Raw genomic sequence first — 25,504 nt, 5'->3', positions numbered from 1 at the left:
GCGCCGTCCCCAGGGGCACAACCATGGGCCGACGGTTCCATGCCCTTGTGGCAGCAGCTTGTGCAGGTTGCACTGGCGCTGCGGGCCATACGCAGCGGTAAGTCGGGCACAGCCGCGATCGCCGCCGTGCATCCCGACGTGCGCCCCGGCGTGCAGTCGCTTTTGTTCCAGGTGCTGCGGCAGTTGGGCCGGGCCGAAGCCCTGCGGCGTCATATGGTTTCCCGTCAGCCTCCCCAGGCGGCAGACGCACTGCTGTGTACGGCGCTTGCGCTGTGCTGGGACCCCGCGCACGCCCCGTACGAGCCATTCACGTTGGTCAACCAGGCCGTCGAGGCCGCCAAACACGATCCGGCCACGCGTGGTCAGGCCTCTTTCATCAACGGCTGCCTGAGGCGCTTTTTACGCGAGCGGGACGCGCTGGTAGCGGCCACCGACGGCGACCTGCAGGCCCGCTGGAACCATCCGCGCTGGTGGATTGACCTTGTGCGAAAGGACCACCCCACGGACTGGGAGCAGATCCTGGCAGCCAACAATGCCCACGCGCCCATGACCTTGCGCGTCAACCAACAAAAATGCACGGTTACGCGCTACCGTAGTGCATTGAATGCTATCAATTTAGGTGCAATGCCGGTGGGTGAGTGGGGGCTGATTCTGGAGCGCCCCGTGCCCGTGCAGGTGTTGCCTGGGTTTGCCCAAGGCTGGGTATCCGTGCAGGACGCCGCCGCACAGCGCGCAGCCGGCCTGCTGCTTGACGGCATGGACGCTGGCCAGCCGCTTCGCGTGCTGGATGCCTGTGCAGCCCCCGGGGGCAAGACAGCGCATCTGCTGGAGCACGCCAGGGCGGGTGTGCCGCTGGAGGTCACCGCGCTGGAGGTCGATGCGGTGCGTGCCGGTCGCATCAACGAGACGCTGGACCGGCTCGGCCTGCACGCACAGGTGGTGGTGGCTGATGCCGCGCAGCCTGCAAGCTGGTGGCAGCAGCACTGCGGTGGCGCACTGTTCGACGCCGTCTTGCTCGATGCGCCCTGCACGGCGTCGGGTATTGTTCGGCGCCATCCGGATGTGCGCTGGCTGCGCCGCGAGTCGGACATTGCCCAGCTGGCCAAGATCCAGGCGGCTCTGCTGGCGGCCCTGTGGCCCCTGGTGCGCCCTGGGGGGCGTCTGCTGTATTGCACATGCTCGGTGTTTCGCGCCGAGGGCGACCAGCAGGTGCAAACGTTTCTTGCGCACAACACCGATGCTGTCTTGCTGCCCTCGCCGGGCCATTTAATACCCGCCGCCCGGGACAGCCGCGCACACGTCCTCGACAATCCAGTCAGTGATCACGACGGATTTTTTTACGCACTGTTGCAAAAATCAGCGTCATGAGTTCGTGAGGGCTTGTGGCTGGGTGATGTGCGCCCTGGTCCTTGCACTGATGGCGCATGCGACCGGCATGGCAGCACCGGCCGATGATGCGGCCGCGGAGAGCGCCGAACTCCGCCTGGACCGCACCAGCGACGGCCTTTTTCTCAGTACCCATCTTCCGTTTGTTCTGCCCGATTTGGCGGAAGATGCGCTGTACAAGGGGATCCCGATGTTCTTCGTGGCCGAAGCGCAGGTGTTTCGCCACCGGTGGTACTGGACCGACAAGCAAGTGGCCCAGGCCACCCGGTACCTGCGTCTGAGCTACCAGCCCCTGACGCGCCGATGGCGGCTCAACACCTCGACCGCGCCCTTTTCCAACTCTGGGCTTGGCGTGGTGCTGGGCCAAAATTTTGACGATTACAACGACGCCCTGTCGGCCATACAGCGGATTGCGCGCTGGAGAGTCGCCGATGCAACTGCGATTGAGACAAGCGCGGTGCATACGGTCGATTTGCGGTTTCGGCTGGACATGTCGCAACTGCCACGCCCCTTCCAGATCGGGGCGGTGGGTCAGTCGGGCTGGAACGTGCTGGTCTCGCGCAGCCAGCGCCTCATGCCGGAGCCTGCGAAGTGACACCGCCTGGCGACAGTTCGGGCACGCAGGGCCCACCAGGCTCCAGCCACCTGGCCGCGCGGCCGTCGCGGGCCGTGCGCTGGGCGATTGGCGTGGGTGCAGCCGTCATGTCCGCCATTGCACTCGTCCTGCTCTTTCTGCTGACGCTGGCCACGAACAACCGCGCACTCTACGAGCGCAACTATGCCTGGCTGTTCGGCATCAATGTGCTGGTGGCGCTGTTGCTGCTGGCCGTGTTGCTGTGGGTCGCGGTTCGGCTGACCATGCGCCTGCGCCAAGGGAGGTTCGGCAGTCGGCTGCTGGTCAAGCTGGCTGCCATTTTTGCGCTCGTGGGCCTGGTGCCCGGGGTGCTGATCTATGTGGTGTCCTACCAGTTCGTCACGCGCTCTATCGAAAGCTGGTTTGACGTCAAGGTCGAAGGGGCCCTGTCGGCAGGTGTCAACCTGGCGCGGGTGTCACTGGACTCTCTGGCAACCGACATGGCCGCCAAGACCCGCAACGCCAGTATGCAGATCGGGCCGGCCCAAGGCGCGGGCGCCGGACTCGTGCTGGAGCGAATCCGCGAGCAACTGGGCGCCACCGACGTGGTGCTGTGGAACGCATCGGGCCAGGCCGTGGCCAGCGCCGGCCAGAGTCGCTTCAGCCTCAACCCGGAGCGACCGCCGGCCTCGCTGCTACGAACAGTGCGGCAACAGCGCGCCTCTGCGCAGATTGACGGATTGGACGATGTTTCCAACCCGCTGGAAGCACAGAACGCGCGCGTCAAGGTGCTAGTGCTGGTCAGCAGCCCCGGCGTGGGATTGCTGGTGGAGCCGCGTTACCTGCAGGCCACGCTGCCTTTGCCTCCGGCGCTCGTGGCCAACGCCATCGCCGTACAGGAAGCCAACCGCGAGTACCAGGAGCGCGCGCTCGCCCGCGACGGACTGCGCCGCATGTATGTCGGCACGCTCACGTTGAGCCTGTTTCTGGCGGTTTTCGGTGCGGTGCTGTTGGCTGTGTTGCTGGGTAACCAGCTCGTACGGCCCTTGCTGGTGCTGGCCGAGGGCGTGCGTGAGGTGGCGGCGGGCAACCTCAGTCCGAAGGCGGCTTTGCAGGGGCGCGACGAACTGGGTGGGCTGACGCGTTCCTTTGCGCTCATGACGCAGCAGCTTGCCGATGCGCGTCAGGCCGTGGAGCAGAGCATGGAGCAGGTGGACGCATCGCGCGCCAACCTGCAGACCATTTTGGACAACCTCGCCGCGGGGGTCATCGTTCTCGACGTCCAGGGCCTCATCCTCTCGTCAAACCCCGGCGCGACGCGGATTTTGAAGGCTCCCATGGCTGCCTACGAGCGACACCCGCTGTCTTCTGTGCCGGGCCTGGCCGAGTTCGCTGCCGCTGTCCAAGAACAGTTCGACGCCTTCCTGGGTGACCACGATCGGCACGGACTCGATCACTGGCAGCACCCGTTTGAACTGCACCCGTCCACCAACCCAGGCGCGCCGCAACATGTCACCAGTCTGGTGGCGCGGGGTGCAGAGCTCCCCAATGCTGCCCGACTGTTGGTTTTTGACGACATTTCAGAAATTGTTTCTGCCCAGCGCGCGCAGGCCTGGGGCGAGGTCGCCCGCCGTCTGGCGCATGAAATCAAGAACCCGCTCACGCCGATTCAACTGTCCGCAGAGCGCCTGGAAATGAAGCTTTCAGGCAAGGTCGGAGCCGTGGAGCAGGCGATACTGACGAAATCGGTCAAAACCATCGTGGACCAGGTTGATGCGATGAAGAGGTTGGTCAACGAGTTTCGCGATTACGCGAGACTGCCCGCCGCAGAACTCCATCCGCTGGACCTGAATGCGCTGATTGCCGACGTACTCAACCTCTACGGTGAAGAGAACGCCGCCGTGCCGGTAGTCGCCGAGCTCGACCCGCAATGCCCCCCGATTGCAGGGGACGCCCAGCAATTGCGGCAGGTCGTGCACAACCTGCTGCAAAACGCACAGGACGCCACCGAGCAGGCGCGCGCCCAAGGCAAGAGTGAGCTCAATCCCGTGCGCATCAGTACCCGGTGGAGCAGCACCACGCGCCGAGTGCGGCTGTCAGTGTCGGACTGCGGCGTTGGTTTTCCTGCCCATATCCTGCAGCGCGCGTTCGAGCCGTATGTCACCACCAAGGCGCGCGGCACCGGCCTGGGGCTGGCCGTGGTCAAGAAGATCGCGGACGAGCACGGGGCAAGGATCGATCTTTCCAACCGCATGGAAGGCGGTGTGGTGCGCGGCGCGCAAGTGTCGTTATCATTCGGCCCTGAATCCCCGGTGGCGTGATAACAACAACGCTCCGCAGTACCTCAAGGTCCTTAAAACCCATGGCAAACATTCTGGTGGTCGACGACGAGCTGGGCATCCGTGACCTGCTCTCAGAAATTCTGAACGACGAAGGCCACAGTGTGGACCTTGCGGAAAACGCGACGCAGGCCCGCAGCGCGCGCGCCGCCAACGTCTATGACCTCATCCTGCTGGACATCTGGATGCCCGATACGGATGGGGTGTCGCTCCTGAAGGAGTGGTCCACCGCAGGCGTGCTCACGATGCCCGTGATCATGATGAGCGGGCATGCCACCATCGATACGGCGGTCGAAGCGACCCGCATCGGCGCCTTCTCCTTTCTGGAAAAGCCCATCACTTTGCAAAAGCTTCTCAAGGCTGTGGAACAGGGGCTGGCCCGTAACGCGGCCCATCCAGCTTCGCCCACAGCATCCGTGCCGATCGCAGTGGCGCAGGTCGCAGCCGACCCCGCACATGCCGCCCTCGCCTCGTCGCACGTGACCGCAGTGCTTTCGGGCGCAGAGATGGGTCCCCACGCCCACCAGGGGTTCGATCTGGACCGCCCGCTGCGCGAAGCCCGTGATGGTTTTGAGAAGGCTTATTTCGAGTTCCATCTGGCGCGCGAGGGTGGTTCGATGACGCGGGTAGCCGAAAAGACGGGGCTGGAGCGCACCCACCTGTACCGCAAGCTGCGCCAGCTGGGCGTGGATCTGGGACGCGGCAAGCGCGGCTGATGGGCAGTTTGGGTTGAGCGCAAAAAAATCCAGCGCGAACTTTGACAGGCCTCGTTTCTGGTTATAATTTAAGGCTCTGGCCCGGTAGCTCAGTCGGTAGAGCAGAGGATTGAAAATCCTTGTGTCGGTGGTTCGATTCCGCCCCAGGCCACCAAAATTCAGCGCCCAACTGTTCTCAGTTGGGCGTTTTCATTTGTGTTTCCCGCATGACACGCGGGGTTCCCGCACATTCTGCGTGTGCCAGGGGGTGGTCAGACTCGGTGCCTATGGCGGCCAGTTCGACCCTTTTCTGCCCTCTGTTCTCTAGGAATCTCTGCTAACTTTTTCGCCGTAGCACACGCACATCGCCATACGCGACAACGAGTTGTGCGTGTGTCGGCTTTTCGAGTTCGCCGACCGGTCTGGAGTAGCAGGCCATCAGGCCGCAACAGCGTCCGGGGACGCACACGGCATCCAGTACAAGCCGTCGCGCTGGCGGGCATGTACGAGTTCCCGGTAGGCGTGGAGCGGGCCTTCGTGCGCCGGCTTCCCCTTGTCGCGATCCTTCACTTTGAAGGGATCAATCGGCTTCCTACCCTCCTGGCCTGCCCGCTGCATGACTCGGTCGCGGTGCATCTCCGCACCCTTGAAAGACCAGAGTGCCTTGAAGACCTCAGCCTGCCTGTCGGTGCACCGGATCGGACCTTGAGGCCAACTGGCCAGCGTTACCCATTTGAAGTCCGCCGAGAACGGGCCATTGACCAGCGTCCAGGGCTCCTGTGACTCGGCTGGCGCAGGTTGCGCCCCGGGCTGCAAGAAGGAGATCCCGCCGCCGTAGTAGGCGAACCGTTCGTCCAGGGGCAGCCATTCGACCCCAGCGGGAAGCCGTGCTCGTCGCGCTTCAACCGATGCCGGCGTGATGACACGGATAGTGGCCCCCGCGACGCGGACGCGGTCGAAGACCGACGGGTCGACGCAAAGCGGAACCAGGTTCGGTGCCAGAAGTGCCGGGCCCCTGCGCGCCTCGCCCAGTCGCCAGACTCCGTTGCCGAGGTCAGTGAAGCCGTCTCGGCTCTCGATCTCCAGCGCCATACGCAGCTTCGAACGCAGCCAACTCTTGTCCAGCATCACTGCAGCGAGATCGTTGGCGGCGAGAGGTATGGGGCCACAGTCAGAGCACTGGCATACCTGGCCGCCCTGTCCGTCGCCGAAGACCTGGCCGTTGCGCAACTGGCAGTACGGGCAAAGCGTGAACGTGCGGCTGATGACGGTCGGTTTGATCGCCGGCCCCAGGGTGGTGCAAGCCCCGATCTCGGCCGGGGACAGGGCACCCCGAAACACTGGCGTGCCGCCCGCGAACAGGCGGCAGACCAACGACCACGCTTCGTGAGTCGACATCGGTCAGTACTCGAAGGCTGGGTGCTGTTCCGTCGCGTCGGCGCTGGGTGGTGTCTCCTGCGCGTTGAGCGTCTGCCCCTTCTGGAGGATGCCCAGTTCGACCAGGTAACCCTCCAGCTGTGCCTGCAGGGCAGCGTCGAACTTGTGCAGGTTCAGCCGTCCCTTGCGGGTGACCTCAATCGTGACAACCTTTGCCCTGGCCTTGCCCGGCTCGGGAGGGTAGTACAGGTTGATGTGTGCGGCCGTGACGAGCCAGTTCTCCGCCAGCGGGCCGGGCAGCTTTTCCGCGAGCAGATCGGTGACGCAGCGGTGTTCACTCGACGCCATCGCCGTGCAATCGATCTTCAGTTGCGTGTCTGGGCTGAGCAGGCTGATCGACTTCACCTGCAGCACGTTGAACCCATCGACTTCCGCCTGTGGCACATCGAAACCCAGCCGCAGCACGGACAGATCCAGCGTTGGCGGCAGCAGGCGGTGGGCGTCGAGCTTCACATGCAGCAAGTGCTCGGCGAAGGCCTTCAGCAGCATCTGGTGGTACTTGGCCCCGCCTTTGACCAGAGAGCGGGTGACGCCCGTGGCGGAGGAATATTCCAGCGCCGAGTGGATGTTCGGGTTGCCGACGCGGCGCTTCAAGTCATCACCCTGGTTTGACACCGCCGCCCTCGGAAACGCGGCGACTCAAAATGCTGGCGCAAGACCTGCCAACGGAACCGGTGGTGTCGGCGCAGTTAACGCATCAACGGCTTATCCGGGTGCGGCCATGGCACTGACCAACACAGCAGCACCAGCCAACGCCTCCGCACTGAACAACGGCATGGCTACCAACTCAGTCGCTCGTCCCTTGGACGACAAAACCCTCGCGGCTATGCAGGCGGACGACGAACTTTTTGTTCCCACTGAAGCCAATCGCAAAGGACTGTGGATCAGCGGCAAAGCTGAACGCGCCCAACTCGCTCTACCGCGCAACCAAAAACTGCGCGAAGCCCTTTATGGCGAACAAGAACGTCTGCAAAAAATTCTGGAACAGCGCGCTGCTGATGCGGGTATTGACCTCAAAGCCAAGCCACAAGCCAGTGCCTATTCATCGGCCTCAGTCTCACCAGTTTCATTGGATGGTGTGATCACCGACAGCACCTTGCGCAATGCCAGCACCACCACCGGCACAAGTGATTCATCTGCCAGCACCCAAAAGGTTCGCCTTGAATGGTCGGACATTGCGCATGCTGCGTCACCTGCGGGTGACAAACGCGCTGTGCTGTCAAATGCCAAATCTGACACTGCCAGCGGCACCACCAGCCTGGCGGGTCAAGTGCTGCGTTTGAACGGCAAGCCCTTGGCCAACGTCACTCTCAGTGTGGCGGGTGCTAAAGTTAAAACTGATGATCAAGGCGAGTTCTTGTTGACTGGTTTGCCCGCAGGCCCTCAAGTGTTGTCCATTGATGGCCGCAGCGCTAACCGCGCCGATGCCCAATATGGCGTGTTCCAATACCGCCTCGACATTCAGGCAGGCCAAGCCAACACCTTGCCTTTCGTTGTGTGGATGCCCAAGCTGGACACCCGCAATGCCGTCAAGATCGATTCACCCACTCGCTCCGAAACCGTCATCAGCCATCCGTTGATTCCCGGGCTGCAAGTGGTCTTGCCTGCTGGCACTGTGGTGCGCGATGCCGATGGCAAAGTGGTCACCGAAGTGAGCATCACCCCCGTTCCGGTCGATCAAACTCCCTTCCCCATGCCCTTTGTGGGTGTACCCGTGTTCTATACCCTGCAGCCAGGCGGTGCGGTGCTGCAAGGCGTGGATGGCAAGCCCCGTGCGGCTACGCTGAAGTACCCCAACTACACCAGCTTTGGTCCGGGTGAGCCCATGCAACTCTTTGACTACGACCCACAGGGCCGTGGTTGGTATGTCTATAGCCAAGCCAAAGTCAGCAGTACAGACCCCACCACCATTGCGGCTGCTGAACCTTTCAACGTGTACCAGTTCACTATTCACAGTATTTCCGTGTTCGGCAAAGCAGGTGGCGGCGCTTGCGGTTGCGGTTGTGGCGGAGGAGGTTCTGGCGGTGGTGACGGAGGCGGTTGGGGTCAAGGCGGCGGCGGCGGTGGTAGTGGTTCTTGCGGCGGGGATCCAGTGGACATGACCACAGGCCACTTTGTTCACATTGAACGCGACCTGATGATCAACGATGTCTTAGCCATTGACATTCGCCGTACCTATCGCTCACTTGACAACAAAGAAAATGCTGGCCAAGAGCACATTCGTGCCTTTGGTGTGGGAACGACACATAACTACGACATCTATCTGCGTGCGGGGAATCAGCTTGGTGGTAACTGGAAGCTCATGCAACTGATCATGCCCAATGGCCGAGTCGTTCCGTTTAAAGGTACCTTGGATGGGACAATCTACCAAACCTATTCCAACTTTGAGTCGTCGGGCGAATTTCGCGGTGCAAAGATAAAGCTCGTCGACAGCACGTTTGTTTTGTTTTTCAGAGATGGTCGCCAGTGGGGTTTCACCAAATTCAATCAGCTTTTGAAATGGATGGACGACCGCAACGGTAACCGCATCAACATTGATCACCGCAGCTTAGGTGCCTACGACCACACCACGCGAATTACAGCCCCCAACGGCCGCTGGGTCGAGTTCACCTACAAAAACTTTCTCGTCGAAAAAAGCACCGACCACATCGGCCGCAGCTTCACCTACACCTATGACGCTAGCCAGCGGCTGACCGAGGTCACCGACCCACTGGGTAAAAAACGCATCTACACCTGGGACGCGGTGAAAAACCGAATTACCAGCATCAAAGACCCCAATGGAAATACACGGGTCACCAATGAATACGACACTGCCGGGCGCGTCAAAAAACAAACCCTGGCCGATGGCAGCACCTACCAATGGGTTTACACACTGGATGGCGCAGGCAATATGTCCCAGGTTGACTTCACCGACCGCCGAGGCACGGTGCGTCGACTGAACTTCGACCCCCAGGGCTGGTTGGTCAAAAACACCTTTGCACTGGGCAAACCTGAACAATACGTTGAAACCTACGAAATCACCGATGGCTTGCGCACCGCCAAAGTTGACGGCCTGGGCCGCCGCACTCAATACGAATACGACACAGTGGGCAACCTGCTCAAAATCACCCGCCTGGCAGGCACCGCAAACGCGGTGAGCACCACCATCACCTACGACCCGGTCTTCAACCAACCTCTCACCATCACCAACCCCTTGGGGCACAAGTTCACCCTCACCTACAACACCAAAGGCAACCTCACCAAAGTGAGCGACCCCCTGGGCAACGCCTACAACATCACCTACGATATCCAAGGCAAGCCCCTGAACATCACCAACCCCGTGAGCAAGGTGACCAAACTCGCCTGGGACGGCGCGGACCTGAGCACCGTGACCGATGCCTTGAACCGCGTCATGCAATACCGCACCGACGGAGCAGGCCGGGTGCAGTCCATCACCGACCCCTTGGGCAACCGCACCTTGCAAGACTGGGACGCGCTGAACCGCTTGACCCAAATCACCAACCCCCTGGGCAACACCATCAAGTTTGGTTACGACAACAACGGCTTCCTCACCACCCAGGTCGACGAAAAAAACAATCCCACCGCCACCAGCACCTACAACGGTACCGGCCAGCGCATCAGCGTCAAAGACGCCTTGAACCAGATGGAGACCATGGCCTATGACGCCGCAGGCCAACTCCGGCAGCGCATCGACCGCAAAGGCCAACTGTCCTCAGTCACCTATGACGCCCTGAGCCGCACCAAACGCATCGGCTTTGGTGCCACCGCCGCAGCGCCCACCGCCTTCAAAAGCGTGGTCGAACTCAGCTGGGACGCCGCCAACCGCCTGACCCAAGTGCTCGATAAAACCTGCACCAACCCGACGACCAGCCTGAACTGCGCCACGGTGGGCAGCACACAGACCACCACACTCACCTACGACAACCTCGACCGCCTCATCAAAGAAGTCACCCCCCAAGGTGAAGTCAACTACACCTACGACGCGGCCGACCGTCGCACCAGCATGACGGTGAAGAACGGTGCTCCTGCAGCCCAAACCACCCAGCCCACCTTGAGCTACACCTGGGACAACGCCAGTCGCCTCACCCAAATCAGCCAGGCCGCAGGCGCGCCCAACGGCGGTGTGGCCCAAACCATCACACTCGCCTACGACGCCGCCAGCAGAAGAACCCAAACCAAACTCGCCAACGGCAGCACCATCACCTACACCTACGACGATGCCGACCAACTCACCGCCATGGACTACAAAAAGTCAGACGGCACATTGATCGGCAACCTCACCTACACCTACGACAAAGCAGGCAGGCGCACCAGCGCGGGCGGCAGCCTCGCCAAAATCAACCTGCCCGCCACCAACATCACCACAGCCACCTACGACGCCAACAACCGCCTGACCCAATGGGGCGGCAAAACCTTCAGCTACGACCAAAACGGCAACCTCATTGCCGACGGCACCAGCACCTACCAGTGGGACGAACGCAACCAGCTCAAAGGCGTCTCCACCGGTGCCACGGGCCTGGCCAACTTCCAGTACGACGCCTTTGGCAGAAGAAGCGGCAAGACGGTGGGCAGCACCACGACGGGCTTCCTCTACGACGGCGACAACTTCGTGCAGGAACTCAGCGGCACCGCCAACACAAGTAGCGTCAAAGCCCAACTCATCACCGGTGGGCTGGATGAAATCTTCCTGCGGGAAGAAGGCATCAACCTGCAAAGCGTGATGGCTGACGCCAACAACAACACCATCCGAATCCTGGACAAAAACCAGGCCAAAGTGGTGGACTACAGCTACGAGGCCTACGGCAAAACAACAGCCGACGCCACAAACACCAACAGCCAGCAGTACACCGGGCGGGAGAACGACAACCCGGGGAATGACAATGGGTTGTATTTCTACCGGAATCGGTATTACATGCCGGGGTGTGCGCGGTTCCTCAGCGAGGATCCCATCGGGTGGGCGTCTGGGCAGACGAATAATTACAGCTATGTGGGGGGCAACCCTGTCAGCCTGCGTGATCCGCTAGGTTTGTATTCGTGTGGAATGCCAAGCGTAGACGAGTGGTGGAGCGAGGCGAAGGATGCTTGGAAAACTACCGACAGCACAATTGATTCTTGGTTTCCTGACATTCCGTTCAGTGACAAGGAGGCGCCAATGGTCGGAAGCCCTGCCAAGGTGGCTGCTCTCGTAGGCGGTGGCGCGGCTGCTTCGTCGTTCGGCGGCCAGACTCTTGGGCAAGCTGTTCGTGATGCTTACTTTCCCAAGGCCGTCAAACATCCGTTTGGTCCCGCCATCACGCCGATGAAGACACCTATCTACTGGCCTCGTGTTGCAACCACCTCGGCAATAACGGGCGTGGCGACGTCGTTGGCTTGGGGTATTGGAGTCGCTATCGGTTCCGCAGTGAGTCCGTTTGCGAATCGTGCATTGGACGCATCTTGCTATTGATCGTGAGGAAAAGTGAACTTCAAACATGACGCGTGAACTTCTGCCCAACTTTGCCAAAGCGTGGCTGTTTCACGCTCTGCTGTTGACGGTTGCTTTCGGTACCGTGGCGGAAAGCACGTTTGGCGAGCTCATGGGATGGGAAAAAGCCGCATCAGGAATCTGCTCCATTGCTTATTACATATTGATCCCGATCGCAACGCAGTTTCCTCACCTGCTATTCGTGAATTCGAATCTGCGGACTGAGGCGCTGCCTAGACCTATCGGTCGTCTGCAATTCTTCGGGGGCGTTTTTGTTTTCTGGGTACTGATGGGGTTCGTTTTGAGTCTGCAACTGGTTTGGGGGGGCGATTCTGACCTGGTACGGCGTGGCATGGCACGCTGGGCCTTACTTGTCGGGCTAGCGGTGTTTTTTTCGGCACTCGACTATGCGATTCCGTCCTACAGACGTCACGTGCGTTTATGCCAGTGTTATCAATGGGGTCCAAGGGCCCGCGTTTTTACTAAGCGATGAGTCGCGCTCATTGGTGTCAAGCGTTACCTTGCCCCAACCGGTTGCGCTGAGGGGCACACGGTTTGGGGCTACGTCTAAAGGATGAAAAGATGCGTTCTCCACTGGTCAGGTTGTTGATTGCGTTGACCTTGTTGTCGTTCGATTCTTTTGCATCGCGCCGTTTGCAGGAGACCGAAAAGTTGCCATTGGAAAAGTACGTTCTGGGCTATTTTGGTCAAAGGCCTTCAGGCGAAAAGTACTTCATGGCTTGTGCGCCTGATGGGCACGAGAATCGAGTTCTTGTTCGAGATTTTTTGGGTAAGCGCTACGGCAAGGTTTTGCGTATAGAACGTAGCAGATTCTTAATTCAAGAGCTGATTGAAGTATCAGACGGGGATTGGCAGCCGCGAAGCAGATGGGTTCCTTTGTTGACTGAGGCGGAATATCTCAAAGCTTGTCCTGGTCTGAGTTCAGAATGACCCTGCGTGAGTTGGTACCAGGTCTTGCCTTGCCGTCGCTGGGTGCGCTGATAGGTGAATCCTTCAGCGCTTGCCCTTAGCCGCCTTGCTTGAGCTGCCCTTGCCCTGCGGGTGGACAAACCCGATGGGCCGCTTGGGTGGTGAGGGTGCCAAAGGTGCTGTCATTTCGACGATGCCAATGCTGTGGGCGAGGCATGTTATCCCAAAACCCCGCAGAAGCCCGCAGTGCTTGCTGAGAATAGTTCGCCCAAGCGATAGACTGCTCCACCAAAATTCAGCGCCCAACTGTTCTCAGTTGGGCGTTTTCATTTGCAACTCCGGCACATGTTGCGTGCGTCAGCCGGGATGTCTTGGGGGCGGCCGGGTCAGGGAACGGCGGGCCAGGAGCCTCGTTGAAGGATGGTCCTTGTCCTGAAGGCGCGCGATATCGTCAAGACTACGGCTGTGGTGGAGTCTGTCGACTGAATGTGGACCGTTGCAACGGGCCCGGTATCACTGGCCGGTGGTTGACTCTTGCACAAGCGACTTAACGCTGCGACTTCAGCGGGACCTCCGCGAGTGGCGACGGGCGCCCGAAAAGGTAGCCTTGGAAGTACTGACAGCCCAAACTGAGCAGGTATTCACGCTGCGCCTCGGTTTCGACTCCCTCTGCAACGACCGACATGCCCAGCGTATGTGCGAGCTGGTGGATCATGGTGGCGATCGCGGCTTCGTCTTTGTCGTTCGGCAGATTCGAGACGAAACTGCGATCAATCTTGAGCTGATGCAGCGGCAGCCGTTTGATGTAGGACATGGACGAGTAACCCGTGCCAAAGTCGTCAAGTGCAAACTGGAAACCTCGCGTGCCCAAAGCACGCATCTTTTCAATGGTTTCGTCCAGGTTGCTGTGCAGCAAACTTTCAGTCAGCTCCAGCTTGGCTCGGTGCGGGTCGGCCCCTTCGGCTTCGACGACTTCGCAAAAATCCGAGACAAATTCATCGCGATGGACCTGCCGTGCGCTCACATTGACCGAGATGAACAGCGCATTGCGCTGCGGGTCTGTCTTCCAGGCATTCAATTGCTTGCATGCCTGTTGTAGCACCCATCGTCCAATGGGAATGATCAAACCGTTGTTCTCGGCGAGCGGAATGAACTCGGACGGGGGAATCAGGCCATGCAGGCGGTGGTTCCAGCGAATGAGCGCTTCGTATCCAACGACCTTGCGGCGCCGGTTCACGATCGGCTGGTAATGCAGCAGCAATTCGTTCAGATCCAATGCTCTGCGAAGGTCTTGCTCCAACGCAGAACGCCGCGTGACGTTGGTCTGAATCTCTTGATCAAAAAAGCGATAAAGATTGCGGCCGGCGGTTTTGGCCTGATACATCGCAATGTCTGCTCGGCGCATCACTTCGGAGACCTTCTCCTGAGTGCCTGTGCCGTAGGTGATACCAATGCTGCAGGTGATGCGGTAGGAGAGCTCTGCCAACTGGAATCGCGCGTCCATACAGGCACGGATGCTGTCTGCCACGCTCGTGGCCACGGTTTGCGCCACGAGTCCTGGCGTGAGGTCCGCAATCACGATCACGAACTCGTCCCCTCCAAGGCGCGCCACGATATCGCCGTATCGAATCTCCAGGCTCATGCGCCGCGCAACTTCGCGCAGCAACTCGTCACCGACATGATGACCCTGGGTGTCGTTGAGGTCCTTGAAGTTATCCAGGTCGATAAACAAAACAGCGTAGTGGGTATTGCGTTCGGCGCACTGGGCGCTGATGCGTTCCAGGCGATCAAAGAGCGCCCGACGGTTGAGCAGACCGGTCAGGGCGTCGTAGTACGCCAAGCGTTCGACTTGCTCTTCTGCGCTCTTGCGCTGGGTGATATCCCGAAGGGTGACCACATAGCCATTGCTCACCCTTTCGCCGACGGCTGAATCGCCGGGGGGGCCGCCCGGCGCGGTCTTTGCGGCGATGGAACACTCGAAGTGCCGCAGCAATCCTCCTGGCAGTTGCAGGGGAAACTCAATGTTTTGCACATGCCCGTGCAAGTTGGTCTGGCGTACCGCATCGTGGAAAATAATGCCCGAGGGTTCGTCCAGCAATTCAAGGACGCCCTTGCCGACCAGTGACTTCAGGGGCTGGCCCAGTACAAACGACGACGGCGAGCGTGCCATGACGATCGTGAGATCTACGTCCAGCGCCAGCAACGAATCGGGCATGGCCGCCAGGGTTGCTTCCAGGTCCAGCCTGGCCTGCTGGCCCGCCCTTTCCGTCTTTACCCGATCGGTGACATCGGTGATAAACCCATGCCACACCACGCTACCGTCGGCTTCCAATCTGGGCTGCGCGTGGCCCTCGAAAATAGATGACGCGTCCGTCTGATTCTTGAACTGCAAGCTAAAGCGTTGGCGCCATGGCTGTCGCGTATGGGCGCTGTGTTCAATGCTTTCCCGAAATTCTCCGGGGTTCGATAGCCGGACTTGCGAAAACAGTGCGCGCACATCGCCGATGACTTCCTCGGGCGTCACCCCAAAAAGATGGGTGAGTTGGCGACTTGCAAACAGGAATGAATAACGCCCTTTTGGGCTTCGGCGGAACTGATACACCACGCCTGGCAATTGCTCTGTGAGGTCAGACAAGAACAGGTGTTGTTGTTCCAGCTGGGCACGCAAGGCGACGCGTTCGCTCACGTCGGTATAGGTGCCTATCATGAGTGCGGGCTGACCCTCGGGGGTCCAATGCACAATCTGGCCGCGCGAGCGGATCCACACCCATTGCCCGTCCCGGTGACGCATCCGAAAAACGGCGTCCTGCACCTGCTGCTTTTCGTTGTAGGGCTGTCGGGATCGGCGCATCGAAGACACATCCTCTGGGTGCGTCATGTCCTCCATGTTTTTCTCGCTCAGGCCCTCCATCGTCTGCGCGTCATAACCCAGCAGCGACGCCGCACGCTGGTCCAGCACGCTGATGCCGCCGATAAAGTCCAGCGTCCAGGTGCCTGTGCCCGTGGCCTGCATCACGCTTTCAAGCCGCTCGTTTTTGCTCTGCAGGCTTTGCTGCAACTGCATCGTGGCGGTGATGTCCCGCTGAATGCTGATCCAGTGCGTACACCAACCCGTCTCGTCCGAGATGGGCACGATCTTCATTTCTGTCCAGTAGGGCGTGCCATCCTTGCGGTAATTGATGAGGGTTTCGTTAACGGGTTCCCACCGCTTGAGCGCCTCCGACATTTTGCGAATCTGCTGCGGGTCGGTTCGCGGCCCCTGAAAGATCGACGGAGACTGGCCCAGCAGTTCTTCTCTGGAATATCCAGAGTGACTGCAGATGGCAGGATTGACATACAAGATACGGCGGATTGCGCTGCCAGGCTGGACTTGCGCCTCTGTGACGACCACCATGTCATGCAGCAAGTCCAGGCTGGCCCCCAGAAATCGGTTGCGTTCCCTGGTTTCCAGCAAGAGCGACTGGGCATGCATCTGCGCGGCGATGCGCGCCAGCTGAACGCAGGCGTGAGTCTCATGGGGCCCCCATCCTTGGCTCCGATTCCGGATTTGCTGCACCCACACGTCAAACGACCTGCGGGCGCCCAGCACCATGGTCCCATCCTCACGTTGCAGCTTTGTGAAGTCGTTAGGACGTCCTCCCCACTGAATCGTCTGACACCATTCTTTGCGCATCACAACCAAATAGGTATCGGGTGCGCCGGTGGGCGACACAGCCAGCAGACCGACCAGTTGCGGGGTTGTCTGTGCAGGCTCCCAGCCCCAGTCGACGATGGAGTCTGTGCTCACTGGCGTGCCTGGGGGGCATGCGGCCAGCCGGTTTTCAAGCTCAAGCAAGGAGGCATCCGACAGACCGGGAATTCCCCAGCGCTGCCCATGCAATTTGCCAAAAATATGGTCTGCACCGGTCAGCATGGCCGCTGTTGTTTCAAACTCCCGCCAACGTTGGTCCGCTTGCGGTAACTGGCCCAGCATGTGCTCCAGCGCAGTCATTGTCGTATCGGCCTTGTGCATGCGCTCCAGCATTTCCACTTGCAGCAGGCTGTCTAGCTTGGAAATCAGCGTGTTGGCAATCAGCTCGCAAGCGACCAACACGGAGTGGCGCTGGTGTTGCGGGGGAACGCGGGGTTCATGGTGGTGGCAAGCGAGCATGCCCCACAGCTTTCCCTCGTGCAGCAGTGAGATAGTGAGGGTGGCGCGCACGGACATGTTGCGCAGGTAAGCCACATGCATCGACGAGGGCTGGCGCAGCAGGCAATGACTTTGATCCAGCGGCGCAGCCAACCCGTCGAGCGGGGGAGCAAGCGCGACTGGCACGGCGTCGATATCAGCGATCACCCTCAGCAGGTTGCGGGTGTAGAGCTCGCGCGCCTGCGCCGGGATGTCGGACGCGGGGAATCGCTGACCCATAAAGCGCTGATCAACGCCCGGGGCCGTGGCTTCGGCCAGGACCTCGCCGCTCCAGTCGGATTCAAACCGATACAGCATGACGCGGTCGTATTTCAGGAATCCCTGTAGCGCCTTCACGCTCGACTGAACGAACGAGTCCACCGACGTGGTGTCCCGCAATGCACGGGTTGAGCGGGTGAGCTTTCCTAGCAGTGCCACGTCTTCCTGCTCTGCACCGGTTGGGGCCCAGTCAGGGATCATTTCCAGCACAACCAGCGGGGGCTTCGACGCTGGGACATGGTGAACCATGAGCTCAAGCTTCGGGTGAGGCGTGCGCCCCGCCACTTGGCCCACCATGGTGCCTGCCTGGTTGAGGGTTTGCTCGCACCAGTCGTCCCATGCGCTGGCAGGTTGACCCAGCAGATCAGTCGCTGATTGCCCGATCGCGCCCGACGCCGGTACGGTCAACCATTGCTCCAGTCCCTCAGAGTGCCGGACAACGCGACCAGAGGAGGTTTCACATACCAGCAGCGCTCCGTAGCCCTGGATGGCCTCGGGTATGTGGATGGCCTCCTGAGCGCAGTGGGCGAGCTCCCGCGGACTGACGAGGCGGGGGCCGCAGGTATCGCTAGTGCTCGATGCGGGTAGGGATGAGTTCATGGATGCGCGACGGCGGCCCCCTCGTCGTTGAAGGCATGGGCGATGCTGCGGAATGCGAGCATTGCTGCCTCGGCTGCCACCAGCTTGTGTTCAGGCGTTGTCACTTGCGCGTCCAGCCATTCACACCACTGTTGCCAGCGTTTGGCCAGTGGCGGCGAATCCCCCATGGGGTGGCCCGCAAAGAATGTAGTGCTCTGCGCCAGCTCGGCCGGAAGCGCTCGTCGAAGGTGCGCCGCGATGACGGCTCCGCCATTGAGTGCCCCCTGGGCCACATACGCGATACCAAACCAACCACCCGGTTGCTCCGTGGCGCGCTGCATACGGTCCGTCCAGAATGCATCTGCGGCAAGGCTCTTTGCGCTCGCCGAATCATCCCCAACAACCCGTAGGGCGGTTTGCAAATCAAGGCGCAGCAGAGCGCAACGCGCTGGTGGGATGTAGATTGGATCAATGTCAGCAGGCCATGTACTTTGCAAGACGGTTTCCAGAGGCTCCCAGCAGGCAAGCCACTTGGCGAGCACGCGGACGTACTGTGGTGCTGAGATCTGGGAAGCCATCAAGCATTGCGAAACCGGGGATTTTTCAAGAGCCCTGTGTGCCTGCGCCGTGTAAGCGCGCAGAAAATCCGAAGCCGGCACCGCATGCACCGATGCATCAGCCTGCTGAGGGGCAATCGCAGATTGCAACGGATGAACTGCCATAGGCGTTGGGGCTGACTCCTAAAGGGTACGGTGCCATGCCATTAGTAAGCCCATAGTATTTGTGCTAGGAATCCGTGTATGTCAGGAGAGTTTGATTCCTGGCCGCTGCTGTCAGCGACTGTACAGGCCATTGCCTGGTGCCGTTCAGGTCGTTGAAGCGCAAGCCTGCGGATGCTTGCAGTCAACCAGTGCGTGTGCCAAAGTGCTGAGTGGCACTGGCCCAAAGAATGCGTACGCCTGCGCTGCGGCGGCGGAAATCTGGCATGAGTACGATCTATCTACTGGACGATCATTCGCTGTTGCGTGAGGGCTTGTGCTGCCTGCTGCAGGCAGCCGGCTATCGCGTGGTGGGCCACGCCGCGGATGCTGCCCAGGCATTGCAGGAGATTGTGCAGTTGCAACCCGATGTGCTGCTGCTCGACCTGATGCTGAACCGTACATCGGGGCTGGTGGTATTGATCGAACTGCAAAGGCGTTCATCCTTGCCGACGCGGTCCATCGTGCTGACCATGTCGGCCCAGCCGCGCCATGTGCGCGAGTCGCTGCGCAGCGGCGCGCAAGGTTATGTGCTCAAGGGGGCGACTTCGATCGAGCTGCGTCATGCGATCGAAGTGGTTCTCAAGGGCGGGCGCTATCTCAGTGCGCAGGTGGCGGGGTTTGATCCGCATCGCGAACCGCGCGCATCGCATAGCGCTCTCGCACAAGAAGATACCGACCCCTGGGATGCCCTGTCGATGCGCGAGCGGCAGATTCTGGAGATGGTTGTGCGGGGGCACAGCAGCGCCGCGATTGCGCAAGCGGTCCATTTGTCGCCCAAGACCATCGAGACCTATCGCTCGCGCATGATGGCTAAGCTGGGTGTTCGCAATGTGACGGAGCTGGTTCGGCATGCCGTCAGGCACGGCCTGATTGACGCGGACGCCACCTGAGGCCCTCAAGGCCTGCCGCCGCTTGCCGTCGCTGCGCAGCCCGCGCGTCGGGGCGAAAAAAAGCCCGCAGCACAGGCTGCAGGCTCTGAGGCATGCGCCGCGACGATCTGGCTTGGAAGTCGCGGGCGCGCTGCGCAGTGAATCGATTGCTTACTTCGCGACCACGCGCACCATTTCGAGGCACTTGTTCGAATAGCCCCATTCGTTGTCGTACCAGCTCACGATCTTGACGAAGGTGCCGTCCAGTGCGACGCCGGCGTCAGCGTCGAAGATCGAGGTGCGGGTATCACCGCGGAAGTCAGTGGCCACCACTTTGTCTTCGGTATAGCCCAGCACGCCCTTCAAGGCGCCTTCAGACTGGGCCTTCATCTCGGCCTTGATTTCGTCGTAGGTGGCGGGCTTTTCCAGCTCCACCGTCAGATCCACCACCGACACATCGGAGGTGGGCACGCGGAAGGCCATGCCGGTCAGCTTTTTATTGAGCGAGGGGATCACCACGCCCACCGCCTTGGCAGCGCCGGTGCTCGAAGGAATGATGTTTTCCAAGATGCCACGGCCACCGCGCCAGTCCTTGTTGCTGGGGCCATCCACGGTTTTTTGTGTGGCGGTGGCTGCGTGTACGGTGGTCATCAGGCCGCGCTTGATGCCCCACTTGTCGTGCAGAACTTTGGCCACAGGTGCCAGGCAGTTGGTGGTGCACGAGGCGTTGGAGACGATGGTCTGGCCGGCGTAGCTGCCGTGGTTCACGCCGAACACGAACATGGGGGTATCGTCCTTGGAGGGGGCCGACAGGATGACCTTCTTGGCACCCGCATCAAGGTGCTTTTGCGCCGTGACCTTGTCCAGGAACAGGCCGGTAGATTCGATCACCACGTCGGCGCCCACTTCGTTCCACTTCAGGTTGGCGGGGTCACGCTCTTGGGTCAGGCGGATTTTTTTGCCGTTGACGACCAGGGTGTTGCCCTCGACCGCCACACTGCCTTCAAAACGGCCATGCACGCTGTCGTACTGCAGCATGTAGGCCAGGTAGTCGGGCTCCAGCAGGTCGTTGATGGCAACGACTTCGATGTCGCTGAAGTTTTGAATGGCTGAGCGCAGCACGTTGCGGCCGATGCGGCCGAAGCCGTTGATACCAATCTTGATCGTCATGGTGTTTGCTTGGTGGGTTTAAAAAGTGGATGAAGTCTCTGCCAGGTCCTGTCGCAACAAACCTAATTGCAACATATCGTGATGAGTGTTATCCCAATAGGCTGTCTCGCGCAAGCGCCCCTCCGATTGAAAGCCTAGCTGCCGCGCCAGCTTGAGTGACGCATGATTTTCTGGATGTATGAGGGCTTCGACCCTGTGGATGTGCATGTTTTCAAATGCCCAATGCAGGATGGCGTTAGCAGCCTCGCGCATGTAGCCTTGGCCCCATGCAAAACGTCCTAGCTCATATCCAATAGAACATTTTTTCCACTGCTTGGACCAACCGAACACTCCGCAAGTACCCAAAACAGTGTGATCGGATATGCGCTCCAAGACCCAGCGATACGCTGGAGAAGGTGCACGCTCCTGCTCTTGGAACTGAGCAACCAGTTGATGTGCCTGCTCCAGATCTTGAAGTGGATCGCGCCCCATCAATTGCATGGCAACAGCGTCGCCCCGTATTGACAACATGGCTTGTGCATCCGCATGCTGTACGCGGCGCAAAAGCAAGCGTGAAGTGGTCAGTGACGGCGTGCTGTCCATGGGCTCACTTGCGTAAAACTTGCTCCACGGTATCTGCCACGTTCTCAGGTGTGAAGCCGAAGTGCTTGAACAAAACGGGTGCGGGCGCGGATTCACCGTAGGTGTCGATGCCCACCACGGCGGCGCAACCGTACTTCCACCAGCCGTCGGTCACGCCCATTTCCACGGCCACGCGAGGCACGCCGGCAGGCAGCACGCTGGCCTTGTAGTTGGCGTCTTCGCGGTCGAAGGTGGTTGTGCTGGGCATGGAGACCACGCGCACGGCAATCTTGCGGTCGGCCAGCAGGCGCTGGGCCTTCAGGGCCAGTTGCACTTCAGAGCCGGTGGCGATGATCACGGCCACGGGCTTTTTCTTGATGCCAACGTCGGCCGGTTCGCTCAGCACATAGGCACCGCGGCTGATGTCGCCCAGGTCACGCTTGGGCGCGTAGGGCAGGTTCTGGCGCGACAGGGCCAGCACGGTGGGCTTGGTGCGGTTGGACAGGGCCACACTCCAGGCCACAGCGGTTTCGGTGGTGTCGGCGGGGCGCCAGACGTCCAGGTTGGGGATCAGGCGCAGGCTTGCCACGTGTTCGACCGACTGGTGCGTGGGGCCGTCTTCGCCCAGGCCGATGGAGTCGTGCGTGAACACGTGTATCACGCGCTGCTTCATCAGCGCAGCCATGCGGATGGCGTTGCGGCTGTAGTCGCTGAACGTGAGGAAGGTGCCACCGTAGGGAATGAAGCCGCCGTGCAGCGCCACGCCATTCATGATGGCGGCCATGCCGAATTCGCGCACGCCGTAGTTGATGTGGCGGCCGCCGAGCTTTTGACCGTTGTCGAGCGTGGTCTGCACCACATTGCCCTGCGTGTCAAAGCGCAGGCTGGGCGTGCTCTGGGTGTTGGTGAGGTTGGAGCCGGTGAGGTCGGCGCTGCCGCCCAGCAGTTCGGGCAGGGCTGCGGTGAAGGCTTCCAGCGCCAGCTGGCTGGCCTTGCGGCTGGCCACGGTTTCGCCCTTGGTGTGGGCTGCCACCACGGTGTCCACAGCCACTTGGGCAAAGTGGGCAGGCAGGTCGCCCTTCATGCGGCGTGTGAACTCGGCGGCCAGCGCGGGGAAGGCCTTGCTGTAGGCGGCAAAGCGGTCGTTCCAGGCTGCTTCGGCGCTCTGGCCGCGGGTCTTGGCATCCCAGCTGGCGTAAACGTCTTCAGGGACCACGAAGGGCTCGGCCGTCCAGCCCAGGGCTTCGCGGGTGAGCTTGATCTCTTCGGCACCCAGCGGCTCGCCGTGGGCCTTGGCGGTGTTGGCGCGGTTGGGGCTGCCCTTGCCGATATGCGTCTTGCACATGATGAGCGATGGGCGCTCGGTCTGCTTCTTGGCTTCGGCGATCGCGGCGGCCACCTTGTCGGCGTCGTGGCCGTCGATGGGGCCAATCACGTTCCAGCCTGCGGACACAAACCGCAGCGCGGTGTTGTCGGCAAACCAGGGTGTCACCTGGCCGTCAATCGAGATACCGTTGTCGTCGTACAGGGCGATCAGCTTGTTGAGCCTCCACGCCCCGGCCAGCGAAATCGCTTCCTGGCTGATGCCTTCCATCAGGCAGCCGTCGCCCAGGAAAGCAAAGGTGTTGTGGTCGACCACCGCATGCCCTTCGCGGTTGAACTCGGCGGCCAGCAGCTTTTCGGCCAGCGCAAAGCCCACGGCGTTGGTGATGCCCTGGCCCAGCGGGCCGGTGGTGGTTTCCACGCCGGGGGTCACGCCCGCTTCGGGGTGGCCAGCCGTCTTGCTGTGCAGCTGGCGGAAGTTCTTGAGCTCGCTGATCGGCAGGTCGTAGCCCGTCAGGTGCAGCAGCGCATACAGCAGCATGGAGCCGTGGCCATTGCTCAGAACAAAACGGTCGCGGTCAAACCACTGGGGGTTGACGGGGTTGTGCTTGAGGTGGCGTGCCCACAGGCCCACGGCCATGTCGGCCATGCCCATGGGGGCGCCGGGGTGGCCGGAATTGGCTTGTTGAACGGCGTCCATGGCCAATGCGCGGATCGCATTGGCCATATGGTGGGATTGCTGGGTGTTGGCCATGGAGGTGGGGGGGTGAATTCGGCGTAAACCCCGCATTTTACCGGGGGTGCTCCGGGCCCGGTGTGTGCGCCTGAGCGCCTGCGATGCACTACAGTGCGGGCCATGCATGGACTGCACCTTACTGCCGATCTGCGTGGCTGCCGCTGCGCCTGCACGTGGCTGCTGGACGCGACCGCGCTGGGCCACGCCTGCACCGAGGCCGTGCGGGCTGCCGGACTGCAACCCGTGGGCCAACTTTTCCATTCATTTCCAGCCACTGCGCACGGTCAGGGTGGGGTTACTGCTACTATTTTGCTAGCAGAGTCGCATTTGTGCGTTCATACCTGGCCTGAACAGATGGCCGTGACGCTGGATGTGTACGTGTGCAATTTCGGGGCCGACCACTCGAACAAGGCGCGCGCACTGATGGAGTCCTTGCTGGCCCTGTTCGAGCCGACCACCGTGCAGCGCCATGCGCTGCAGCGAGGCGCCGTGCCGGAACCCGTGGCATGAGCGCGGGCCAACCCGTCTGCGCGCTGCTGTTGGCCGCTGGCCGCGGCGAGCGCATGCGCCCGCTGACCGACGCCACGCCCAAGCCCCTGCTTGAAGTACAGGGCCAGCCGTTGCTGCAGTGGCACCTGCAGGCCTTGCAAGCAGCAGGGGTTGAGCGCGTTGTGATCAACACCGCGTGGTTGGGCGAGCAGATCATCGAGCGGTTTTCTAGTATTTTTGGCCACCCGCGCACGGCGGGTAAGGGTAAGCTGCTATCAATTTCATACTCGAATGAAGGCGCTGACTTCGGCGGTGCGCTGGAGACAGCCGGTGGCATTGCGCGTGCGCTGCCGCAGCTGGGCCCGGTCTTCTGGCTGGCGGCGGGCGATGTGTTTGCACCCGATTTCGTGTTTGACAGCGCAGCGGTGCGGGCCTTTGCCGATAGCGGCCATCTGGCGCACCTGTGGCTGGTGCCCAACCCCGCGCACAACCCGCATGGCGACTTCGGCATCTCGCCCCAGGGCCTGGCATTGAACCTGCCTGCCGACAGCGCTGCGCCGCGCTACACCTACAGCACCATCGCGCTGCTGCGCGCCGAGCTGTTTGCGCCGCCCTGGTGGGAGATCCCGGCGGGAAACCCTGCTGGTGTCAAGTCCCCTCTGGCCCCGCTGCTGCGACGCGCGATGGACGCGGGGCGCGTGTCGGCATCGCTGTACACAGGCCGCTGGACCGATGTGGGCACCCCCGAGCGGCTGGCCGAGCTGAACCGCTGACGCGGCGGTGTAGACAGCCTACTCGCGTGGCTTAGAACTTATCCGTAAAGTATGTTTACGCGTAGCGGTACTTTTCTGAAAGCGATGATGGCGGCGGCCAAGTGGTTAAGTGCGAGGAAACTGCGCTCAAGTTTCTCGTACCTCACGAGCAACTTGCGAAATCGGTTGAACCAGCTGTGACACACCTCGACCACCCATCGTCGCGCCTTCCTCTTGGGGTCGCGCCGTTTGATGTCAGCCTCCTTGCGTCGGTCGACCACGTGCGCAATGTAGCCATGGTCCAAGATGACCTTCATGGCCGGTTTGCCTCGATAGCCAGCGTCGGCACACAAGTGCTTGTTGCGTCGCTGTGGCGGTGTCTTGCGCTTGACCATGATGGACTGAAGTACCGCATCGACCTGGGTGACGTCATGCTCATTGGCCCCGGTCACGACGATCGACAACGGGACGCCACGCCCGTCCACCAGCAGATGTCGCTTGCTTCCCTTTTTTCCCCCGATCGGTCGGATTTCGGCCGACCGCTTCTTGTGCCAGGGGTGCCTTGAACATCGCTCCGTCAATGCTCTGCCAGCGCCATGCGATGCCTTCCATCTGGTCGTACTCGGCAAGCCCAGCTTTCCAGATGGCCTGGAATACACCTGCTTTTTCCCATTCGAGAAATCGCTTGTGGACTGCGCTGGCACTGCCAAATCGTTCCTTGGGCAAGGCCTTCCATTGGCAACCTGTTCTCAGCACGTACATCACAGCCTCGAACACTTGTCGCGCCGGCTTGGGTGGGCGACCAGCGCCGGGCTTGCGCAAATATTCTTTGCCGGCAGGGCGCTCTCGCATAGGAATCAGCGGCTCCACCCGCTGCCAAAAATCATCGGTCACTACCCATGAGTCCACTCGCTTCTTGGTCGTCAAAGTCTTGCCTTACGCCGCGTCAACTACGGCTCAGGGAGATAGTTTACTATTTACGGATAAACTCT

General features: G+C 61.0%; 18 protein-coding genes, 1 tRNA gene and 1 pseudogene. 11 read left to right on the top strand and 9 right to left on the bottom strand.

From position 1 onward, the window contains the following. The first annotated feature begins 39 nt into the window (after positions 1-39). The 5 genes from rsmB (at position 40) to ACK543_RS01640 (ending at position 5,169) form a co-directional block, all read left to right on the top strand. Positions 40-1,368, top strand: coding sequence for a 16S rRNA (cytosine(967)-C(5))-methyltransferase RsmB (gene rsmB / locus ACK543_RS01660; protein ID WP_409941144.1), 1,329 nt, complete (start codon positions 40-42; stop codon positions 1,366-1,368). Between the two features lie 25 nt (positions 1,369-1,393). After that, positions 1,394-1,981, top strand: coding sequence for a DUF4390 domain-containing protein (locus ACK543_RS01655; RefSeq protein ID WP_409941143.1), 588 nt, complete (start codon positions 1,394-1,396; stop codon positions 1,979-1,981). Beyond that, entirely contained in the window at positions 1,978-4,281 is a 2,304-nt protein-coding gene (locus ACK543_RS01650; protein ID WP_409941142.1) for an ATP-binding protein, read from the top strand. Before ACK543_RS01655 ends, ACK543_RS01650 begins: the two co-directional genes overlap by 4 nt. Positions 4,282-4,322: 41 nt before the next feature. After that, complete coding sequence (locus ACK543_RS01645) at positions 4,323-5,015, top strand: response regulator (RefSeq protein ID WP_409941141.1); 693 nt, start codon at positions 4,323-4,325, stop codon at positions 5,013-5,015. Between the two features lie 78 nt (positions 5,016-5,093). Beyond that, a tRNA-Phe gene (locus ACK543_RS01640) sits at positions 5,094-5,169 on the top strand. 263 nt (positions 5,170-5,432) lie between these two features. On the opposite strand, the gene ACK543_RS01635 is transcribed toward ACK543_RS01640, so the two are convergent. Together ACK543_RS01635 and ACK543_RS01630 are read right to left on the bottom strand one after the other, a co-directional pair. Continuing rightward, on the bottom strand, positions 5,433-6,392 hold the full coding sequence (locus ACK543_RS01635; protein WP_409941140.1) for a hypothetical protein: 960 nt from the start codon (positions 6,390-6,392) through the stop codon (positions 5,433-5,435). 3 nt (positions 6,393-6,395) lie between these two features. Next, the gene (locus ACK543_RS01630; RefSeq protein ID WP_409941139.1) at positions 6,396-7,025 is read right to left on the bottom strand and encodes a hypothetical protein; all 630 of its coding nucleotides are present in this window, start codon (positions 7,023-7,025) and stop codon (positions 6,396-6,398) included. A gap of 127 nt (positions 7,026-7,152) precedes the next feature. Between ACK543_RS01630 and ACK543_RS01625 the strand changes: the two genes are divergently transcribed. From ACK543_RS01625 to ACK543_RS01615, 3 genes are all read left to right on the top strand, one after another. After that, positions 7,153-11,877: an RHS repeat-associated core domain-containing protein gene (locus tag ACK543_RS01625; protein ID WP_409941138.1), complete on the top strand. Its 4,725-nt coding sequence runs from the start codon at positions 7,153-7,155 to the stop codon at positions 11,875-11,877. 25 nt (positions 11,878-11,902) lie between these two features. Further along, entirely contained in the window at positions 11,903-12,388 is a 486-nt protein-coding gene (locus ACK543_RS01620) for a hypothetical protein (protein WP_409941137.1), read from the top strand. An 89-nt stretch (positions 12,389-12,477) separates the two neighbouring features. Continuing rightward, the gene (locus ACK543_RS01615) at positions 12,478-12,846 is read left to right on the top strand and encodes a pilus assembly protein PilP (protein WP_409941136.1); all 369 of its coding nucleotides are present in this window, start codon (positions 12,478-12,480) and stop codon (positions 12,844-12,846) included. Between the two features lie 526 nt (positions 12,847-13,372). Here the strand turns inward: ACK543_RS01615 and ACK543_RS01610 are convergent. From ACK543_RS01610 to ACK543_RS01600, 3 genes and pseudogenes are all read right to left on the bottom strand, one after another. Beyond that, entirely contained in the window at positions 13,373-16,849 is a 3,477-nt protein-coding gene (locus tag ACK543_RS01610) for an EAL domain-containing protein (protein ID WP_409941153.1), read from the bottom strand. A gap of 96 nt (positions 16,850-16,945) precedes the next feature. Continuing rightward, positions 16,946-17,872 (bottom strand): annotated as a pseudogene (locus ACK543_RS01605) (GAF domain-containing protein); the annotation flags it as partial. Next, positions 17,869-18,573: a biliverdin-producing heme oxygenase gene (locus ACK543_RS01600; protein WP_409941135.1), complete on the bottom strand. Its 705-nt coding sequence runs from the start codon at positions 18,571-18,573 to the stop codon at positions 17,869-17,871. The pseudogene ACK543_RS01605 and the gene ACK543_RS01600, both read right to left, overlap by 4 nt. A 263-nt stretch (positions 18,574-18,836) precedes the next feature. Here ACK543_RS01600 and ACK543_RS01595 point away from each other — a divergent pair, with 263 nt between their 5' ends. Continuing rightward, entirely contained in the window at positions 18,837-19,502 is a 666-nt protein-coding gene (locus tag ACK543_RS01595; RefSeq protein ID WP_409941134.1) for a response regulator, read from the top strand. A 150-nt stretch (positions 19,503-19,652) separates the two neighbouring features. On the opposite strand, the gene gap is transcribed toward ACK543_RS01595, so the two are convergent. The 3 genes from gap to tkt are packed head-to-tail and all read right to left on the bottom strand — an operon-like array spanning position 19,653 to position 23,289. Continuing rightward, positions 19,653-20,651 carry a type I glyceraldehyde-3-phosphate dehydrogenase gene (gene gap, locus ACK543_RS01590; protein ID WP_409941133.1) on the bottom strand — a complete coding sequence of 333 codons (999 nt, stop codon included), beginning with the start codon at positions 20,649-20,651 and terminating at the stop codon, positions 19,653-19,655. An 18-nt stretch (positions 20,652-20,669) separates the two neighbouring features. After that, positions 20,670-21,233, bottom strand: coding sequence for a GNAT family N-acetyltransferase (locus ACK543_RS01585; RefSeq protein WP_409941132.1), 564 nt, complete (start codon positions 21,231-21,233; stop codon positions 20,670-20,672). Positions 21,234-21,237: 4 nt separating this feature from the next. Further along, positions 21,238-23,289: a transketolase gene (tkt, locus tag ACK543_RS01580; RefSeq protein WP_409941131.1), complete on the bottom strand. Its 2,052-nt coding sequence runs from the start codon at positions 23,287-23,289 to the stop codon at positions 21,238-21,240. Between the two features lie 102 nt (positions 23,290-23,391). Here tkt and ACK543_RS01575 point away from each other — a divergent pair, with 102 nt between their 5' ends. Both ACK543_RS01575 and ACK543_RS01570 read left to right on the top strand, forming a co-directional pair. Beyond that, positions 23,392-23,781: an S-adenosylmethionine decarboxylase family protein gene (locus ACK543_RS01575; protein WP_409941130.1), complete on the top strand. Its 390-nt coding sequence runs from the start codon at positions 23,392-23,394 to the stop codon at positions 23,779-23,781. Continuing rightward, the gene (locus ACK543_RS01570; RefSeq protein WP_409941129.1) at positions 23,778-24,533 is read left to right on the top strand and encodes a nucleotidyltransferase family protein; all 756 of its coding nucleotides are present in this window, start codon (positions 23,778-23,780) and stop codon (positions 24,531-24,533) included. The genes ACK543_RS01575 and ACK543_RS01570 overlap by 4 nt, the downstream gene beginning before the upstream one ends. A gap of 38 nt (positions 24,534-24,571) precedes the next feature. On the opposite strand, the gene ACK543_RS01565 is transcribed toward ACK543_RS01570, so the two are convergent. Then, a protein-coding gene (locus tag ACK543_RS01565; RefSeq protein ID WP_409941128.1) for an IS5 family transposase occupies positions 24,572-25,439 on the bottom strand; the annotation gives its coding sequence in 2 pieces (ribosomal slippage) (positions 24,572-25,019 and positions 25,018-25,439; 870 coding nt in all). Positions 25,440-25,504: the final 65 nt, after the last annotated feature.

It is taken from the genome of Acidovorax sp., from assembly GCF_046341535.1.
GTDB lineage: Bacteria > Pseudomonadota > Gammaproteobacteria > Burkholderiales > Burkholderiaceae_C > Acidovorax.
Note: the sequence above shows the minus strand (reverse complement) of the source record. Positions and strands in the feature narration are given on the sequence as shown.

Coding starts and splice junctions, on each gene's coding strand:
- ACK543_RS01635 (WP_409941140.1), bottom strand. CDS start 6,392: ATGTCGACTCACGAAGCGTGGTCGTTGGTCTGCCGCCTGTTCGCGGGC.
- ACK543_RS01655 (WP_409941143.1), top strand. CDS start 1,394: ATGTGCGCCCTGGTCCTTGCACTGATGGCGCATGCGACCGGCATGGCA.
- ACK543_RS01570 (WP_409941129.1), top strand. CDS start 23,778: ATGAGCGCGGGCCAACCCGTCTGCGCGCTGCTGTTGGCCGCTGGCCGC.
- ACK543_RS01585 (WP_409941132.1), bottom strand. CDS start 21,233: ATGGACAGCACGCCGTCACTGACCACTTCACGCTTGCTTTTGCGCCGC.
- ACK543_RS01645 (WP_409941141.1), top strand. CDS start 4,323: ATGGCAAACATTCTGGTGGTCGACGACGAGCTGGGCATCCGTGACCTG.
- rsmB (WP_409941144.1), top strand. CDS start 40: ATGCCCTTGTGGCAGCAGCTTGTGCAGGTTGCACTGGCGCTGCGGGCC.
- ACK543_RS01620 (WP_409941137.1), top strand. CDS start 11,903: ATGACGCGTGAACTTCTGCCCAACTTTGCCAAAGCGTGGCTGTTTCAC.
- ACK543_RS01595 (WP_409941134.1), top strand. CDS start 18,837: ATGAGTACGATCTATCTACTGGACGATCATTCGCTGTTGCGTGAGGGC.
- ACK543_RS01610 (WP_409941153.1), bottom strand. CDS start 16,849: ATGCTGGAGCGCATGCACAAGGCCGATACGACAATGACTGCGCTGGAG.
- ACK543_RS01575 (WP_409941130.1), top strand. CDS start 23,392: ATGCATGGACTGCACCTTACTGCCGATCTGCGTGGCTGCCGCTGCGCC.
- ACK543_RS01600 (WP_409941135.1), bottom strand. CDS start 18,573: ATGGCAGTTCATCCGTTGCAATCTGCGATTGCCCCTCAGCAGGCTGAT.
- tkt (WP_409941131.1), bottom strand. CDS start 23,289: ATGGCCAACACCCAGCAATCCCACCATATGGCCAATGCGATCCGCGCA.
- gap (WP_409941133.1), bottom strand. CDS start 20,651: ATGACGATCAAGATTGGTATCAACGGCTTCGGCCGCATCGGCCGCAAC.
- ACK543_RS01625 (WP_409941138.1), top strand. CDS start 7,153: ATGGCACTGACCAACACAGCAGCACCAGCCAACGCCTCCGCACTGAAC.
- ACK543_RS01615 (WP_409941136.1), top strand. CDS start 12,478: ATGCGTTCTCCACTGGTCAGGTTGTTGATTGCGTTGACCTTGTTGTCG.